General features: G+C 68.4%; 16 protein-coding genes and 1 tRNA gene. 5 read left to right on the top strand and 12 right to left on the bottom strand.

Translation table 11 applies throughout. The features are described 5' to 3' along the window. Positions 1–24: 24 nt before the first annotated feature. Together ACGHC0_RS18565 and ACGHC0_RS18560 are read right to left on the bottom strand one after the other, a co-directional pair. The gene (locus ACGHC0_RS18565) at positions 25–912 is read right to left on the bottom strand and encodes an ABC transporter permease (protein ID WP_415266417.1); all 888 of its coding nucleotides are present in this window, start codon (positions 910–912) and stop codon (positions 25–27) included. Beyond that, a complete protein-coding gene (locus tag ACGHC0_RS18560; protein WP_415266416.1) occupies positions 912–1,874 on the bottom strand; it encodes an ABC transporter permease in 963 nt (320 codons plus the stop codon). The genes ACGHC0_RS18565 and ACGHC0_RS18560 overlap by 1 nt, the downstream gene beginning before the upstream one ends. A 181-nt stretch (positions 1,875–2,055) precedes the next feature. On the opposite strand from ACGHC0_RS18560, the gene ACGHC0_RS18555 reads away from it, so the two are divergent. Next, complete coding sequence (locus tag ACGHC0_RS18555; protein ID WP_415266415.1) at positions 2,056–2,349, top strand: YfhL family 4Fe-4S dicluster ferredoxin; 294 nt, start codon at positions 2,056–2,058, stop codon at positions 2,347–2,349. 33 nt (positions 2,350–2,382) lie between these two features. Here the strand turns inward: ACGHC0_RS18555 and pth are convergent, their stop codons facing one another. The 7 genes from pth to ACGHC0_RS18520 form a co-directional block, all read right to left on the bottom strand. Next, positions 2,383–3,012 carry an aminoacyl-tRNA hydrolase gene (gene pth / locus ACGHC0_RS18550; protein ID WP_415266414.1) on the bottom strand — a complete coding sequence of 210 codons (630 nt, stop codon included), beginning with the start codon at positions 3,010–3,012 and terminating at the stop codon, positions 2,383–2,385. Between the two features lie 131 nt (positions 3,013–3,143). Next, complete coding sequence (locus tag ACGHC0_RS18545; protein WP_368352371.1) at positions 3,144–3,776, bottom strand: 50S ribosomal protein L25/general stress protein Ctc; 633 nt, start codon at positions 3,774–3,776, stop codon at positions 3,144–3,146. Between the two features lie 164 nt (positions 3,777–3,940). Beyond that, positions 3,941–4,900 carry a ribose-phosphate pyrophosphokinase gene (locus tag ACGHC0_RS18540; RefSeq protein WP_368352370.1) on the bottom strand — a complete coding sequence of 320 codons (960 nt, stop codon included), beginning with the start codon at positions 4,898–4,900 and terminating at the stop codon, positions 3,941–3,943. Between the two features lie 44 nt (positions 4,901–4,944). Next, positions 4,945–5,021, bottom strand: a tRNA-Gln gene (locus tag ACGHC0_RS18535). Between the two features lie 31 nt (positions 5,022–5,052). Beyond that, positions 5,053–5,910: a 4-(cytidine 5'-diphospho)-2-C-methyl-D-erythritol kinase gene (gene ispE / locus ACGHC0_RS18530; protein WP_415266413.1), complete on the bottom strand. Its 858-nt coding sequence runs from the start codon at positions 5,908–5,910 to the stop codon at positions 5,053–5,055. A gap of 8 nt (positions 5,911–5,918) precedes the next feature. Next, on the bottom strand, positions 5,919–6,443 hold the full coding sequence (locus ACGHC0_RS18525; protein ID WP_368352368.1) for a lipoprotein insertase outer membrane protein LolB: 525 nt from the start codon (positions 6,441–6,443) through the stop codon (positions 5,919–5,921). Then, positions 6,440–8,245 carry a tetratricopeptide repeat protein gene (locus ACGHC0_RS18520; protein ID WP_415266412.1) on the bottom strand — a complete coding sequence of 602 codons (1,806 nt, stop codon included), beginning with the start codon at positions 8,243–8,245 and terminating at the stop codon, positions 6,440–6,442. The genes ACGHC0_RS18525 and ACGHC0_RS18520 overlap by 4 nt, the downstream gene beginning before the upstream one ends. A 29-nt stretch (positions 8,246–8,274) precedes the next feature. Between ACGHC0_RS18520 and mutM the strand changes: the two genes are divergently transcribed. The 3 genes from mutM to mutY all read left to right on the top strand — a co-directional run bounded on the left by mutM (position 8,275) and on the right by mutY (position 12,226). Next, on the top strand, positions 8,275–9,090 hold the full coding sequence (gene mutM, locus ACGHC0_RS18515) for a bifunctional DNA-formamidopyrimidine glycosylase/DNA-(apurinic or apyrimidinic site) lyase (RefSeq protein ID WP_019702263.1): 816 nt from the start codon (positions 8,275–8,277) through the stop codon (positions 9,088–9,090). Between the two features lie 86 nt (positions 9,091–9,176). Then, a complete protein-coding gene (locus ACGHC0_RS18510; RefSeq protein WP_368352366.1) occupies positions 9,177–11,138 on the top strand; it encodes a dynamin family protein in 1,962 nt (653 codons plus the stop codon). Continuing rightward, complete coding sequence (mutY, locus tag ACGHC0_RS18505; protein ID WP_415266411.1) at positions 11,135–12,226, top strand: A/G-specific adenine glycosylase; 1,092 nt, start codon at positions 11,135–11,137, stop codon at positions 12,224–12,226. The genes ACGHC0_RS18510 and mutY overlap by 4 nt, the downstream gene beginning before the upstream one ends. A 27-nt stretch (positions 12,227–12,253) precedes the next feature. Here mutY and rapZ read toward each other — a convergent pair whose 3' ends face one another. From rapZ to ACGHC0_RS18490, 3 genes are read right to left on the bottom strand one after another with little or no spacing between them, the layout of a single operon-like run. After that, a complete protein-coding gene (gene rapZ / locus ACGHC0_RS18500; protein ID WP_107130145.1) occupies positions 12,254–13,126 on the bottom strand; it encodes an RNase adapter RapZ in 873 nt (290 codons plus the stop codon). Then, positions 13,123–14,796 (bottom strand): DNA repair protein RecN, encoded by a 1,674-nt coding sequence (recN, locus tag ACGHC0_RS18495; RefSeq protein ID WP_368352364.1) that lies wholly within the window; start codon positions 14,794–14,796, stop codon positions 13,123–13,125. Before recN ends, rapZ begins: the two co-directional genes overlap by 4 nt. A gap of 2 nt (positions 14,797–14,798) precedes the next feature. Then, positions 14,799–15,695, bottom strand: coding sequence for an NAD kinase (locus ACGHC0_RS18490; protein ID WP_368352363.1), 897 nt, complete (start codon positions 15,693–15,695; stop codon positions 14,799–14,801). 29 nt (positions 15,696–15,724) lie between these two features. Here ACGHC0_RS18490 and hrcA point away from each other — a divergent pair, with 29 nt between their 5' ends. Next, positions 15,725–16,729: a heat-inducible transcriptional repressor HrcA gene (hrcA, locus tag ACGHC0_RS18485; RefSeq protein WP_415266410.1), complete on the top strand. Its 1,005-nt coding sequence runs from the start codon at positions 15,725–15,727 to the stop codon at positions 16,727–16,729. Position 16,730 lies beyond the last annotated feature (1 nt).

Below are 16,730 nucleotides of genomic sequence, written 5' to 3'. Positions count from 1 at the left end.
AAGTCACTGGCGGTCCTTCTTCGTTCAGCGGTGGCGCGACAGGCGTGGATCGAGCAGGTCGCGCAGTCCGTCGCCCAGCAGGTTCAGCCCCAGCACCGCCAGCGCGATCGCCAGCCCGGGCCACACGGCCAGCAGGGGGGCCTGGTACATCAGCGTCTGCGCCTCGCTCAGCATGCGGCCCCAGGAGGGCTGTGGCGGCTGCGTGCCCAGGCCCAGGTAGGACAGGGCGGCCTCGGCCAGGATCGCCAGTGCGAACTGGATCGTCGCCTGCACGGTCAGCACGGCGGCGATGTTGGGCAGCACATGCTCCAGCGTGATGCGCCACGGGCCCTTGCCGCACGCGCGCGCCGCCATCACGTACTCCCGCGCCCAGACGGCCCTGGCCGAGGCGCGCGCCACGCGCGCGAAGGTCGGGATGTTGAAGATGCCGATGGCGATGATCGAATTCACCACGCCGGGGCCCCAGACGGCGGTCAGCATGATGGCCGAGAGGATGGCGGGAAACGCGAACGTGAAATCCGCCAGGCGCATCACCGCCTCTTCCACCCAGCCCCGCCGGGCCGCGGCCAGCAGTCCGAGCGCCGTGCCGGCCGTGAGCCCGATGCCCACCGCGATCACGCCCACCAGGATCGAATTGCGCGCGCCCACGAGCAGCAGCGATGCCACGTCGCGCCCGTACGCATCCGTGCCCAGCCAGTGCGCGGTTCCCGGCGGCAGGAGGGCCGATCCCATGTCCATGTCATAGGGCGACCCGGGTGTCCACACGAAGGACAGCCCCGCCGCCAGCGCCATCAGCAGCGTCAGCGCGGCGCCGAGGGCGAAGCTGGGATGCCGCAGCGCACGGAGCAGCCCGTCCATTGCCATGGCGGGGCGGGTGGCGGCAGGCCCGGGGGCGTGGGTCGGTGCGCGCATCAGAGACCGCCCGCTTTCACGCGGGGATCAATCGCCGCGTAGAGCAGGTCCACGGCGAAGTTCACCAGGATCACCATGGCCGCCAGCAGCATCACGCAGTTGCGCACCACGACGAGGTCGCGGTTCGCGATCGACTGGAAGATCAGCCGGCCCAGTCCCGGCAGGTAGAAGACGTTTTCCACCACGATCGTGCCGGCCAGCAGGTTGGCGAACTGCAGCCCCATGACGGTGACCACCGGAATCATCGCGTTGCGCAGCACGTGGCCCCACAGCGCCGAACGCCGAGAGAGGCCCTTGGCCCGCGCCGTGCGCACGAAATCCTCGCGCAGCACCTCCAGTACCGCGGAACGCGTGATGCGCGCGAGGATGGCGGCCTGCACCACCGCCAGCGACACGGCGGGCAGCAGCAGCGCCTGCAGCGCCGCGAGCGGACCGCCGCCCGATGCTTCCGTCCAGCCGGGAAACCCTCCCGCAGAGAACCACCGCAGCTTCACCGAGAACAGCAGGATCAGCAGGATCGCGAACCAGAAATTGGGGATGGCGATGCCGATCTGCGCCAGCCCCATCACCCCCACGTCGCCCCAGCGGCGATGGCGGGATGCCGCGTACACCCCCGCCAGCAGCGCGAGCACGGCCGTGATCGCCATTGCCATCACCGCCAGCGGCACCGTCAGCGCCAGGCGTTCCAGGACCAGGTCGCGCACGGGCGTGCCGTAGGCCAGGCTGGTGCCCATGTCGCCCGACAGCAGGCCGCCGATCCACTGCATGTAGCGCAGCGGCGCGGGCTGGTCCAGCCCCAGCCGGGCTGCCAGCGCCGCCACCGCCTCGGGCGATGCGTCGGGGCCCATCATCACCTGTGCGGCATTGCCGGGCAGGATCTCCAGCACCAGGAACACGACCACCGACGCCCCGGCGAGGGTGGCGGCGAACGTGAGCAGGCGCTTGAGCAGGAACGGTCCCATGGAGAGGCGGTCGAGGGGCGTGGGCGGAAAGGCGCAGCATAGCGGCAAACACGCCGGGGCCCTCCGTCCAGGGCGGGGGCGGCGGCCCCTGGCGCGGCATGGGGATGGCGGGCTGGGATAATCCTCCCATGACGTCCGTTTCCCGCACGCCCGCCGTGCTCCGCTCCGCCCGGAGGCACCCATGGCCCTGATGATCACCGACGAGTGCATCAACTGCGACGTGTGCGAGCCCGAATGCCCCAACCACGCCATCTACCTGGGCGAGGCCACCTACGAGATCGATCCGGACAAATGCACGGAGTGCGTGGGGCACTTCGACGAGCCGCAGTGCGTGCAGATCTGCCCCGTGGCCTGCATCCCGGTGAATCCCCGGCACGTCGAAAGCCGCGAGACGCTCATGGAGAAGTACCTGCGCCTCACCGGGGCAGCAGCGGGTGCGGGGGCTGCGGAACGCCCCTCCGGACTCTCCGAATAGCGCGCGGGGCTGTGTACCGCGGCGCGAACCTGCCTACGGGTTGCCGGGGGCCGCTGGCGCCGCGGCCGGCCGCGGGGGCTTCGGCCGTGGCGGTTTGGTCGTGTGCACCAGCAGCGTGGCCTTGTCCATCTCGCCGGCCAGCATGGCGGGCGCAGCCTTCAGCGAATGGGCGATGCTGTCCTCGATCAGCGTGCGGTGGTCGGGCGACGGCTTCTTGAGCACCCAGTTCGCCACCTCGGCCTTCACCCCCGGGTGTCCGATCCCGATGCGCAGGCGCCAGTAGTCCGGCGAGCCCAACTGGGCATGGATGTCGCGCAGGCCGTTATGCCCTGCATGGCTGCCGCCGCGCTTGAGCTTGACCTGCCCCGGCACGATGTCCAGCTCATCGTGCGCCACCAGGATTTCCTCCGGCTGGATCTTGAAAAAGCGCGCCAGCGCGGCCACCGACTTGCCCGAGAGGTTCATGAAGGTCTGCGGCTGCAGCAGCCACACGCTCTGCCCGTTCACGCTCGCGCGGGCGGCGAGGCCGTGGTAGGCCCGCTCGGGCACCAGGTGCACCTTCAGCTCGCGGGCCAGCCCGTCGATCCACCAGAAGCCCGCGTTGTGCCGCGTGGCGTCGTAATCCGGCCCGGGATTGCCCAGGCCCACAAACAGTTTGATCATGGTGCGCGCGATTATCCGGGGAGCGCCCCCAGGCGCTCCAAAAAGCAACGGCCCACGCGCTCGGAAGCGGTGGGCCGTGTGGCCGGCGAGGGCGGCCCGCCGGGGGGCTGCCTTCGGTCAGCGGGCAGGAATTACTTCTTGCCCTTCTTGGCGGGAGCGGGAGCCGGAGCGGCAGCGCCTTCGGCCGGAGCCTCGACTTCGGCCACCGGGGGCACCACGGACACCAGCACGGGGTTCTGCTGGCCACCGCGCACCACGGGGGACACGCCGCGGGGCAGCTTGATGTCCTTCAGGTGCAGGGAGCGGCCCTTTTCCAGCTTGCTCAGGTCCACGTTGATGAACTCGGGCAGGTCGGACGGCATGCAGGACACGTCCAGTTCGGTCGCCACGGGGTTGACCATGCACTTGTCGATCTTCACGGCCGGCGATTCCTCCGCGCCCGAGAAGTGGAGCGGCACCTTCATGTGCAGCTTGGTCTTCTCGTCCACGCGCTGGAAGTCGATGTGCAGGACCAGCTGCTTGTACGGGTGGTACTGCACGTCGCGCAGCAGCACCTTGCTGGACTTGCCGGCCAGTTCCATGTCCAGCACGCTGGAGTGGAAGGCTTCCTTCTTCAGGGCGTGCCACAGGGCGTTGTGGTCCACCTCGATGAGTTGGGGTTCGGCGGAACCGCCATAGACGATGCCGGGCGTCTTGCCCGAATTGCGCAGACGGCGGCTCGCACCCGTACCTTGCTTTGCGCGCTCAAAAGCGACGAAGTTCATGTTTCACTCCTGTGGGGGCCTGCCGCGACCAGCGGGCCCTGCGTTGACAAAGACCCGCGCCATCAAGGCGGCAGGCCGTAAAGGTTCCCGAACGCGCAAGCCTCCCGAAGGAGGCTTGGCATCAACTGCCACGCTCGAAGGCGGGGCAGGGGAGGATGGAGTCCTCAGTCCGAGAACAGGCTCATCACCGACTCACCCTTGGCGATGCGCTGGATCGTCTCGGCGATCAGCGGTGCCACGGAGAGCTGGCGAATCTTGGCGCATCCCTTCCCGGCTTCACTCAGGGGGATGGTGTTGGTGACGACCACTTCGTCGAGCGCGTCGCCCTGGGAGATGCGGTCGATGGCGGGGCCCGAGAAGATCGGATGCGTGCAATAGGCATACACCTTCTTGGCACCGCGCTCCTTGAGGACCTCGGCCGCCTTCACGAGGGTGCCGGCCGTGTCGATCATGTCATCCATGATCACGCAGTTGCGGCCTTCGATCTCGCCGATCACGTGCATCACTTCGGAGACGTTGGCCTTCGGGCGGCGCTTGTCGATGATGGCCAGGTCGCAGCCGAGCTGCTTGGCCAGCGCACGCGCGCGCACCACGCCGCCGACATCGGGCGACACGACGATGAGGTCTTCGTAGTTCTTCTGGCGCAGGTCGCCGAGCAGCACGGGGGACGCATAGATGTTGTCCACCGGGATGTCGAAGAAGCCCTGGATCTGGTCGGCGTGCAGGTCCATGGTCAGCACGCGGGCGACGCCGACGGCCTGCAGCATGTTGGCCACGACCTTGGCGGAGATCGGCACGCGCGTGGAGCGCGGGCGACGGTCCTGGCGGGCATAGCCGAAGTAGGGAATCACGGCACTGATGCGTTCGGCAGATGCGCGCTTGAGCGCATCGACCATGATCAGCAGTTCCATGAGGTTCTCGTTCGTGGGAGCGCAGGTGGACTGCACCACGAACACGTCGCGGGCACGGACGTTCTGTTTGATTTCCACGGTGACTTCTCCGTCGGAGAAGCGTGCCACATCGATGGCGCCGAGGCTCGTGCCGAGATGCCGGGCGATATCAGCGGCCATGCCTGGGTTGGCATTGCCGGTGAAAATCATGAAGTCGGGGTGGTTGGCTTGCATGCGAGACCCAGCAGTCTGAAGTAAATGCCCGAAGCGGAAAGCTTTGGCAGGGGAAGAAGGATTCGAACCTTCGCATGCCGGAATCAAAATCCGGTGCCTTAACCAGCTTGGCGACTCCCCTACACAGGTTGACTGCCTGATGGCAATCCACCTCAATCTTCATCTGCTGCCCACCCTGCGAGGGGGTGGAGCCTCAGATTATCACATACTTTTGCCCTCCATCCGGTGGGCAGATCGAATAAATCGATCGCATGTGTCATTTGCGCAAACACCGCACTTCCCGAGCCGGTCATTCGTGCCTGCAATCCCTTGTGCTCCAGCCAGCGGATGGCTTCGGACACTTCGGGGCAGAGCATTTCTGCGACCGGCTGCAGAACGTTTTTACCAAATTGGTAGTGTGCTGCAGCAAAGCCTGAGATTGTAGCACGCTCTGAATTGCGTTCCAGCGAAGGAGACGAAAAAATCGATCTCGTATCCAGTCCGGCTTCGGGCTTGACCACCACGAACCGGCTCTCCGGCAGCGCGTGCACGTTCTCGAGCGGCGTGATTGTCTCACCGATTCCCTCGACCCAGGCGTTCCTGCCGTGCAAAAAGAAGGGAATGTCGGCACCGAGCGACAGTCCGATGCGCTCGAGCGCCGCCCGGCCCAGTCCCAGGTCCCAGAGCCGGTTGAGGGCGAGCAGCGTGGTCGCCGCATCCGACGAGCCACCGCCCATGCCGGCCTGCGCGGGGATGGACTTTTCCAGGATGATGTGCACGCCTTTCCGCGTGCCCGTGGCCTCCTGCAGCGCGCGGGCCGCGCGGGTGCAGAGGTCGTCGGCCGGCAGCCCGGCGCCCATGTCCTCCCGGCTGATCCCGCCGCCCGGGCGCAGTTCGAAATGCAGGGTGTCGCACCAGTCGATCAGCATGAAGGCCGACTGCAGCAGGTGGTAGCCATCGGGCCTGCGCCCGGTGATGTGCAGGAACAGGTTGAGCTTGGCCGGGGCGGGCAGGTCGTGGAGCGCGCGCATGGATCGGCTCAGCGGTCCAGCACGATGCGCAGCGTGGCCTCCGGCAGCGGACTCTGGCGCCGGGCGGTCAGCCGGCCGTCTTCCAGCCTGCTGGTATCGACCGTCCAGCCGGGCACTGCCACGGCGTCGCCATCGAGCCAGGCGAAGAGCGCGGCGACGGGCAGGGCGCTGCCCGTCAGCTCGAGCACCAGCGCGTCGAGCGATGCGGACGTTCGGCGCTCGCCGCCCTTTTGCAGCACGGCGCCGGCAGGCGACCACTCCAGGGTGGCGAGCACGTTGCCCAGAGGATTCAGGAGCACGAGTTCTCCCTGCTGCGGTCCACCGCTCAGCTCGAACCCGGCGCTGACAGGGTTCACTGCGGGGTCATCCACCTGCAGCGCCATGCGGCCGTTCCATTGCCGGGTACCCGCCTGCTCCGCGGTCCTGGGCGGGCGGGGCGGGCTGGCGCATCCCGCCAGCACCAGGGCGCATCCGGCCAGGGCCCCGACCAGGCTGCGGCGCAACGGCACCGCCGGCAAGGGCGTCGCCCTCACGGGGTAGCCTTCAGCCGCTTGATGGTTTCCTGCAGCGTTTCATTGTTCTTGTTCAGCTGGAGCCCGGTGCGCCAGACATCCAGGGCCCTCGAACGCTCTCCCATGGTCCACAGCACCTCGCCCAGGTGGGCCGCGATCTCGGGGTCCGGCTGGCGCTGGAAGGCATCGCCCAGCAGCCGCGCCGCCTCGGCATGGTTGCCCAGGCGGAACTCCACCCAGCCCAGGCTGTCGGTGATGAACGGGTCCTTGGGCGCGTAGGTCAGGGCCTTCTGGATCAGCTGCCGGGCCTCCTGCAGGCGGATGCCGCGCTCGGCCAGCGAATAGCCGAGCGCGTTATAGGCGTGGTGGTAGTCGGGGCGCTTTTCGATGATCTGGCGCAGCAGCCGCTCCATGCCGGCCAGGTCGCCGGCCTTCTCGGCCAGCATGGCCTGGTCGTATGCCAGGTCGTAGTCCTCGGGCGCCATGGCGACGGCCTTGCCCTGCACCTCGAACGCCTGCTGGTACTGCTTGGCGTCACGCAGCAGTTGCGCCTCGGCCACGAGCTTCTGGCGTTCTTCCAGCGGACTGCGGGCGGGAAGACGGCGTATCAGGGCAATGCCTTCGTTCAGCTTGCCCTGGCGTGCCAGCAGCGAAGCGCGCCGCGTCTGGGCGGCGAGGAGTTCGGACGAGTTCTCGATCCTGGCCAGCCAGGCTTCCGCCTGAGCGAGGTCGCCGCGTTTTTCGGCGATCTGCGAGCGCAGCAGGTAGGCCTGGCCGATGGCGGCCTTGCGCGGATCCGTGGGCGGATAGGACTGCAGGAGGCGTTCGAACTGCTCCAGCGCCGCGTCGGCTTCCTGCAGCCGGTCGGACTGCAGGGCCAGGGTCGCCTTCAGCAGCCAGGCCTCGGCCATGTCCGGCGCCTCCCGCGTGAGCAGGTCCAGCTGCGTCCCTGCCTCGGAGTAGCGCTGCAGGTTGAGGAGGACGCCCGCATAGGCCATGCGGATCTCCGGCTGGGGCTTGCCGCTCATGTAGCGGGCCACCAGCGGCTCGGCCTCGGCTTCTCCCGCCTCCATGAGCTGCAGCGAGAGCAGCGCCGCGGCGTCCAGCGTGGGTTCCTGTTCCAGGGCATGGCGGGCGGCCTCGAGCGCGCCCTTGCGGTCGCCGGCAGCGAGCCGCATCCGTCCCAGCGCCGTCCAGGCGAGCGGGCCGGCCGCCGGGTTCTGCAGTTGCTCTGCCAGGGCCTTCTCGACGATGGCGGCAGCGGCTGCCTTGTCCGGTGCGCGTCCATACAGTTGCGGAATGGCCTGGAGGGTCAGCAGCCGGTCCTTCGCCGGGGACTGCGCCAGTTCCTGCCGCAGCAGGTCGCCCGTCTCGGGGATGCGGTTGAGCGCGATGAGGATCTGCAGCACGTAGCGATTGGCTTCGCGCGACTGGGGCTGGGCTTCCTTCCAGGCGCGCGCGGCCGCCAGGGCGTATTCGCCGGAACGCGATTGCAGCGCGATCTCCGTCGCGCGCCGGTAGAGCTGGGCGTCGCCGCTGCGCCGGGCCGCCTCGAGCATGAGGGCATAGCCCGTGCCGGGGTCTCCCTGGCTGGTGCTCAGTTCACCGACGAGGATGTCGTAGAACAACTCTGCGTCCAGGGCCGCGCGGGCTTCGCTGTTGGGAATGTTCTCCACCTGCAGTTCCGCCTGCGGGGCTCGCGCGGGCGGAGGTGGGGGAGCAGCCGGTGCCGCGAAAGAGGGCGCCGCGACGGCACACAGTGCGCACAGGAATGCGGCACTCCGAAGTCGATGTGATTGCTCCATCGACCCATAATAATCCATGCCAGATACAGTTTCCGGAGCCCGACCATATGCCTGAGTTGCCCGAGGTGGAAGTCACGCGCCGCGGCATCGCGGACGCCATGGCGGGTGCGGTGATCGAATCCGTGGTCCTGGGAAAGTCGCTGCGCTGGCCGCTGGGCTGCGCGCCCGAAGACCTGCACGGCCTGCGCGTGGTGGCCGTGCGGCGCCGCGGCAAATACCTGCTGGTGGACCTGGACCGCGGCATGCTGCTGATCCATCTGGGCATGTCCGGGAGCCTGCGCTTCGACCGGAGTGCCGAGTCGCCCGGCGCGCACGACCATTTCCTCATGGCCACCAGCCGGGGCACGCTGCGCCTGAAGGACCCGCGCCGCTTCGGGGCCGTTGTCTGGGCGGATTCCGAGACGAGCCCGCAGGCGGTGAAGCTGCTGGGCCGGCTCGGGGTGGAACCGCTCGGCGATACCTTCACGCTGGAGGGCTTCGTGGCGGCGCTGCGGGCCAGCCGGCTGCCCGTCAAGCAGTTCCTGCTCGGCGGCAGGGCGGTGGTCGGTGTCGGCAATATCTATGCGTCCGAGGCGCTGTTCCTGGCCGGCATCCGGCCGACGGCGCGTGCCTCGTCGATCGGGCCGCTGCGTGCCCGGCGCCTGCACGAGGCCATCCGCACGGTGCTGGCGCGGGCGGTGGAGCGCGGCGGCAGCACGCTGCGGGACTTCGCCGGCGTGGATGGCAACGCCGGGCATTTCCAGCTCGAAGCCCACGTCTATGGGCGCGAGGGCCTGCCGTGCCGTACCTGCGGAACGCCGATACGCTCCATGCGGCAGGGGCAGCGCAGCACGTACTATTGCATCCGCTGCCAGCGGCCCTGATTTGGGCGGGCAATCCCGCCCGGGGTGCTGATATATTTTGCATGTGCCTGCAGGGCAGCAGCGCAGCATCCACCTCCAGGAGCACCGTGGGACCTTCTTTCAACGAGCAATTCGACCAGCATGGCGCCTGGCGGCGCGCTTTCGCGCTGCAGCTGAAGCACCTGGGGGAATGGATGTCGTCCCATGCCCTCATGGATGCGGCCATCGAGGAAAAGCTGCGCCGCCTGGAAGACCAGGTGCGCAGCGACAAGGTCATGGTCGCATTCGTCGCGGAGTTCTCGCGTGGCAAGTCCGAACTCATCAACGCGATCTTCTTCGCCGACTATGGCCGCCGCATCATGCCGGCCAGTGCAGGGCGCACCACCATGTGCCCGACCGAGCTCGGGTACGACCCGTCGCTGCCCAACAGCCTGAGGCTGCTGCCCATCGAGACACGCATGCAGCCCCAGGGCCTGGCCGAATGGCGGCTGCGGCCGGACCAGTGGAGCGAAGTCCCGCTGAATGTCGGCGATGCCGAGCAGCTCGCCCAGGCCATCGAGAAGGTTTCGGAAGTGCGCCGGGTCACGCAGGACGAGGCGCGCGCCCTCGGCTTCTGGCACGACGACCAGCCGCAGGAAAATCCCGTGCCCGACGCGAAAGGGCTGGTGGAAGTGCCGGCGTGGCGCCATGCGCTGATCAACATTCCCCATCCCCTGTTGCGGCAGGGTCTGGTCATCCTGGACACCCCCGGCCTCAACGCCGTGGGCGCGGAGCCCGAGCTCACCATCAATCTCATCCCGCAGGCCCATGCCGTGGTGTTCATCCTGGGCGCGGATACCGGCGTCACGCGGTCGGACCTGGAGATCTGGCGCCAGCATGTGGCGCCGTCCGTGGGCCATGCGGATGCGCAGCTGGTGGTGCTCAACAAGATCGATACCTTGTGGGACACGCTGAATTCCCCGACCCAGGTGCAGGAGCAACTGGATCGCCAGCGCCTGGCCTCCGCCGACATGCTGGGCGTGGCGCCTGACCAGGTGTTGCTGGTGTCCGCCCAGAAGGGCCTGGTGTCCAAGATCCACTGCGACGACGTGCTGCTGGAATCGAGCGGATTGCCGGCGCTGGAGGATGCGCTGGGGCAGGGCGTGATGGGCAAGCGCCAGGCCATCCTGCGTTCGGCCGTGACGGCCGGCGTGGCGTCCCTGCGCTCGGAAGCGGGCCGCACGATCAATATCCGCCGCCGCGATCTCGACGACCAGATGCTGGAGCTGCGCAGCCTGCGCGGCAAGAATGCATCGGTGATCGAGTCCATGCGCGTACGCATCGAGCAGGAGCAGCGCGAATTCGACGCCAGCGCCGCCAAGATCCAGGCGGTGCGCGCCGTGCACCTGAAGCTGCTGCGCGACATCTTCCATGACCTGGGCGCGCGCTCGCTGAAGGCGGAGATGACGTCGCTGGTCGAGACCCTCCAGCAAAAGGGGCTGAAGCTCGGGGTCCGCAAGGTGTACGCGGAGACGTTCGAGCGGCTGCGCGCCATCATGGACAAGGCCCAGGCCTCCGCCACCGAGATCCACGCCATGCTGGGGGGAACGTTCCGCCAGCTCAATGCGGATTTCGGCTTCTCCCTGCAGGTGCCCGCCACGCCCCGGCTCGATGGTTTCCTTGCCGAGATCCAGCAGATCGAGGGCCGCCACCTGCAATACATCGGCGTGGGCAACACCCTGCGGCTGGCGCAGCCCGATTTCACCCACCGCCTCGTGCGGGCGCTGGGAATGCGCCTGCGCACCGTGTTCGAATCGGCCGCGAACGACCTGGAGCTGTGGAGCAAGTCCGCCACGGCGCAACTCGACGCGCAGTTGCGCGAGCGCAAGCGCAGCTTCGCCCGGCGCATCGAGGCGGTGGACCGCATCCAGCATGCCGCCAGCGGCCTCGTGGAGCGCATCGCGGAGATCGAGCAGGCCGAGCAGGAACTCGCGCAGCTGGAGGCGCGCCTGCACGAGCTGACGGAGCAACTGGCCTCCCTGCCCGCGGAAAACGGCAAGCCGCAGCCCCGGACGCCGCTGTCCGCATGAAGCGCGCGTCCCCCGATATCGCCACCGAAGTGGTGCGTTGGCAGGCCGTGCATGGCCGCAACCACCTGCCATGGCAGCAGACGCGCGACCCCTACCGGGTCTGGCTGTCCGAAATCATGCTGCAGCAGACGCAGGTCAGTACGGTACTGGACTACTACACCCGGTTCCTGGCCCGGTTCCCCGACGTGCGCGCCCTGGCCGCGGCGCCTGAGGACGATGTCATGGCCCTCTGGAGCGGCCTGGGCTACTACAGTCGGGCCCGCAATCTGCACCGGTGCGCCAGGGAGGTCGTGGACCGGTACGGCGGGGAGTTTCCGCGCTCCGCCGAGGCCCTGGCCGGCCTGCCCGGCATCGGCCGTTCCACCGCCGGTGCGATCGCCTCCTTCTGCTTCGCGGAGCGCGTGCCCATTCTGGACGCCAACGTCCGGCGGGTGCTCACGCGGGTGCTCGGCTTCGATGCCGACCTGGCCGTCGCCCGCAACGAGCGTGACCTGTGGGATCGCGCCAGCGAGTTGCTGCCGCTCGACGACCTGCAGGAATCCATGCCCCGCTACACGCAGGGCCTGATGGACCTGGGTGCGAGCCTCTGCATGCCGCGCAAGCCCGCCTGCATTCTCTGCCCCCTGCAGCCGCAGTGCGTGGCGGCCCGGGCCGGCAATCCCGAGGATTACCCTGTGCGCACGCGCAAGCTGCAGCGGCGGGCGCAGGCGTGGTGGTTTCCGCTGCTGCACGACGGCGAGGGGCGCCTCTGGCTGCAGCGCAGGCCTTCCGAGGGCATCTGGGCCGGCCTGCATTGCCCGCCCATGTTCGACAGCCGGGAGGAGGCGGGGGACTGGCTGGCGCAGCGGGGCGTGGTCCGCCCGCCGCGGGAACTGGATGCCGTATTCCATGTCCTCACGCACCGGGACCTGCACCTGCATCCCCTGCTGGTGCTCGGGCCGGAAACTGTCGCGCCCGGCCGGGCCGAAGCCGGGCAGGAGGGCGGCTGGTACACGGCCGCGCAATGGAAGGCGCTGGGATTGCCGGCCCCCGTGCGCAAGCTCCTGGAACAATTGCGGCTGCCCGCCGCGGGAGCCCTGGAAGCCTGAGCCGGGACGCCCGGGCAAGGCCCGCGCCTAGCGTCCGTCGAGTTCCCGGTGGCGTCGCAGCGTCGTCCAGCGGTCGGAAAATTCCGCCGCAAGTTGCTCGACGAGATAGACGGACCGGTGCTGCCCGCCCGTGCAGCCGATCGCCACCGTGACATAGCTGCGGTGGTTCTGCGCCAGCGGCTCGAGCCAGTGCCCCAGGAAGCCGGAGATGTGCTCGCGCATCTGCAGCACTTCCGGAGCCTGTTCCAGGTAGTGCACCACCGGCTGGTCCTTGCCCGTGAGGTGGCGCAGGCCGGGCTCGTAGTGCGGGTTCGGCAGCATGCGCACGTCGAAGACATAGTCCGCGTCCACCGGCACGCCCCGCTTGAACGCGAACGACTGGAACACCAGGGTCAGCTGCCCGGGCAGCGCGGGCATCAGGCTCTTCACATAACCCTGCAGCTGCGCGGCGCGGATGGCACTGGTGTCGATGACATGCGACTGTTCGCGCAGGTCGGCAAGCAGTTCGCGCTCGAGTTCGATGGTTTCCAGGAGCGCATGCGGCTCGCCATACCACTCATCGCGGGACAGCGGATGGCGGCGGCGTGTTTCCGAGAAGCGTCGCACCAGCGTGTCCGTCGTGGCATCCAGGAACAGCGAATGCACGGTCACGCCTTCCGCGCGCAGGCGGCGCAGCTGCTGCGGCACCAGGGGCAGCGCCGTCGCGCTGCGCACATCCATGGCGATGGCCACCCGGTTGCCGTGGTGCTGGTGCTCCAGTGCCACGAAGGCCGCGAGCAGTTCGGGGGGCAGGTTATCCACGCAGTAGTAGCCCGCGTCTTCCAGTGCGTGCAGCGCCACGGACTTGCCGGAGCCCGACATGCCCGTGATCAGCACGATCTCCAGGGTGTCGGCCGTCATGCCCGGACTCCCTTGGCTGCCGCTCGGCTGTTGTCCAGCATCTCGCGGGCGTGCGCCAGGGTGGCCGCCGAAGCGCGCTCGCCGCCGAGCATGCGCGCCATTTCCTGGATGCGGCGGTCGCCTTCCGCGGCCGCGACGGTGCTGACCGTCCCCTGCTGGCGGGAGCGCTTGGACACGACCAGGTGGTGGTCCGCGCACGCGGCCACCTGTGGCAGGTGGGTCACGGCCAGCACTTGCCGGTCGCGGCCGAGCCGCTGCATCAGCTGGCCCACGGTTTCCGCAACGGAGCCGCCGACGCCGGAATCGACCTCGTCGAAGATCAGCGTCGGCGCTTCGCCCAGGCGGCTCGTGGTCACCGAGATCGCCAGCGAGATGCGCGACAGCTCGCCGCCCGAGGCCACCTTGCCGATCGGGCGCGGCGTCACTCCCTGGTGGCCCGCCACCAGGAACGCCACGCTGTCCAGCCCGTGCGGGCCCGGCTCGGCCTGTGTGTCGAGCGCCACGTCGAAGCGGCCGCCCTTCATGCCCAGGCCCTGCATGGCCTGCGTGATGGCGCGCGCGAGCTGTGGAGCGGCCTTGGCGCGCTTCTGCGAAATCTCCCGGGCCGCCTGCATGTAGGCGGCTTCGCTCCGGCGGGCCTGCTCGGCCAGGGCCTCCACGTCCGAGGCCCCGTCCAGGCGGGCAAGTTCTTCCTCCCAGCCGGCGAGCAGCGCGGGCAGGTCCTGGGGCTGGCGCTTGAAGCGCCGAGCCAGCGACATCCAGAGCCCCATGCGCGCATCCAGCGTTTCGAGCCGGTCCGGATCCACGTCGGTGTGGCGCAGGTAGGCCTGGAGCGAATGTGCCACGTCCGATGCCTGGGCCAGGCAGGACGCCAGCACGTCCAGCATGGACTGGAACTGTGGGTCCAGCGACGCCTTGGCTTCCAGCAGGCCGCGGGCGCGCACCAGCGGGCCGTGCGCGCCCGATTCGTCGTCCTCCAGCGCCCCCAGCGCCGCCTGTGCCGTGTCGATCAGCGCCTGCGCATGCGACAGGCGCGTGTGCTGCGCGTTCAGCTCTTCCCATTCGCCATCGGCGGGGGCGAGCTTCTGCATCTCCGCGATCTGCCACTGGAGCCGGTCGCGTTCCTGCTGGATGTCGTTCTGGCCGGCGATGGCGGCATCCAGTGCCTTGCGGTCGTCGCGCCATCGCGTCCAGAGGGGCTGCAGGCCTTCCGGGCGGATGCCGCCGTACGCATCCAGCAGCCCGCGCACCGCGTCCGCGCGCGTGAGGCTCTGCCAGGCGTGCTGGCCGTGGATGTCGAGGAGGTGGGAGCCCAGGGTGCGCATCTGCGTCGCGGTCACCGGCACTCCGTTGATCCACGCGCGGCTCTTGCCCTGGGTGTCGATGGTGCGGCGCAGCAGCAGGCCGTCTTCCGGAGGAATGCCCGCATCGTCCAGCCAGGCCGCGATGGCGGGAGTGCCGTCGAACTCCGCGCACAGGTCGGTGGACGCAGCGCCTTCCCGGACCACGCCCGGATCGGCGCGCGCACCCAGCAGCAACTGCAGCGCATCGATGAGGATGGACTTGCCGGCGCCGGTCTCGCCGGTCAGGACGGTGAATCCGGAATGAAGGTCCAGCTCGAGGGACTCGACGATCACGAAATCACGCAGCGCAATCCGCTTCAACGCCATGCTCAGTAGCCTCCTTCGTTCCAGCGGAGCTTCTTGCGCAGCGTGGCGAAGTAGTTCCAGCCGCGCGGATGGAGAAAGCGCGCCCGGTAGTCCGAGCGCTGTACCAGGATGCGGTCGCCGTGCTGCAGGGACGCGAGCGACTGCATGTCGAAATTCGCGCTGACATCGCGCCCGCTGACGACTTCCACGGCCACTTCCATGCTGTCCGACAGCACGATGGGACGGTTCGACAGCGTGTGCGGCGCGATCGGCGCCAGCACCCATCCGGGAATCGTCGGATGCAGCATCGGGCCGCCTGCGGACAGGGCATAGGCAGTGGAGCCCGTGGGCGACGCGATGATGAGGCCGTCTGCACGCTGGTTGGAGACGAAATGGCCACCCACTTCCACGCGCAGTTCGACCATCCCGGAGGTGGACCCGCGGTTGACCACCACGTCGTTCATCGCCAGGGCCTCGAACACGCACTGGCCCTGGCGCATCACCCGGGCCCGCATGAGCGGGCGCAGGTCTTCCTCGTACTCGCCGCGCAGCATGGGTTTGAGGACCGTGGAGTACTCGCCCAGGGGGATGTCGGTGATGAAACCGAGCCGGCCCTGGTTGATGCCGATGAGCGGCGTGCGGTATTGCGCGAGCTGCCGGCCGACGCCCAGCATCGTGCCGTCGCCGCCCACCACGAGGCAGAGATCGCAGTCCAGCCCGATGCGCTCCACGGAGAGCGCCGGGTAGTCGGCGAACCCCGTGTTCGCGGCGGTGTCCGCCTCGAGGGCGACCTCGCACCCTTCGTTGGCCAGGAATCTGGCGATGCCGTCCAGCGCGTCGCGCGAACTGTCGGACATCCCTGCAGAAGTGGGCGCCTGGTACTTGCCGACGAGCGCCACGCGTTGGAACCTGAGCTTCATCACGGAAATTAGATCATTAAAATGATTCAATGCTCGATGACCGTGCCAAGTTGTTGCTCAAAGCGCTGATCGAGCGCTACATCGCCGACGGCCAGCCGGTGGGCTCGCGCACGTTGTCGAAGGCGTCCGGCCTGGACCTTTCTCCGGCCACGATACGCAACGTCATGGCCGACCTGGAGGACATCGGGCTGATCGCCAGCCCCCACACCTCCGCGGGCCGCATCCCCACCGCCAAGGGCTACCGGTTGTTCGTTGACACCATGTTGACGGTGCAGCGCGGCGAGCTGTGCTCCCCCGAACTCGCGGCCGACCAGCCGCAGAAGGTCATCGCGAACGCGGCGCAACTGCTGTCCAGCCTGTCGCAGTTCGTGGGCGTGGTCATGGCTCCGCGCCGACCGTCGGTCTTCCGCCACATCGAGTTCCTGCGCCTTTCCGAGCGGCGCCTGCTGGTCATCATCGTCTCTCCGGACGGCGATGTGCAGAACCGCGTGATCTTCACCGAAGTGGACCATACCCAGTCCCAGCTGGCCGAGGCCGCCAACTTCCTCAACAGCCACTATTCCGGCCTGGGGATGGACGAGGTGCGCGAACGGCTCAAGACCGAGGTGGACCAGTTGCGCGGAGAGATCGCTTCCCTCATGCAGGCCGCGGTGAACGTCGGCTCCGAGGCCATGGCCGCCTCGCAGGAGGAGGTGGTCATCTCCGGCGAGCGCAACCTGCTGGCCCTGAGCGATTTCTCGAACGACATGGGCAACCTGCGCAAGGCCTTCGACCTCTTCGAGCAGAAGACCCAGATACTGCGCCTGCTGGACGTCTCCAACCGGGCCGAAGGCGTGCGCATCTTCATCGGAGGCGAAAGCCAGGTCGTGCCTTTCGAGGAACTGTCGGTGGTCAGCGCTCCGTATGAGGTGGACGGGCAGGTCGTGGGAACGCTGGGCGTCATCGGCCCCACGCGCATGCCCTACGACCGCATGATCCAGATCGTGGACATCACCTCCAAGCTGGTGACCAACGCGCTGAGCCATCGCCGCTAGG

This window comes from Acidovorax sacchari, from assembly GCF_042847045.1.
In the GTDB taxonomy this organism is placed as follows: domain Bacteria; phylum Pseudomonadota; class Gammaproteobacteria; order Burkholderiales; family Burkholderiaceae_C; genus Paracidovorax; species Paracidovorax sacchari.
The sequence above is the reverse complement of the archived record's forward strand: the minus strand, read 5'-3'. Positions and strand labels throughout refer to the sequence as shown.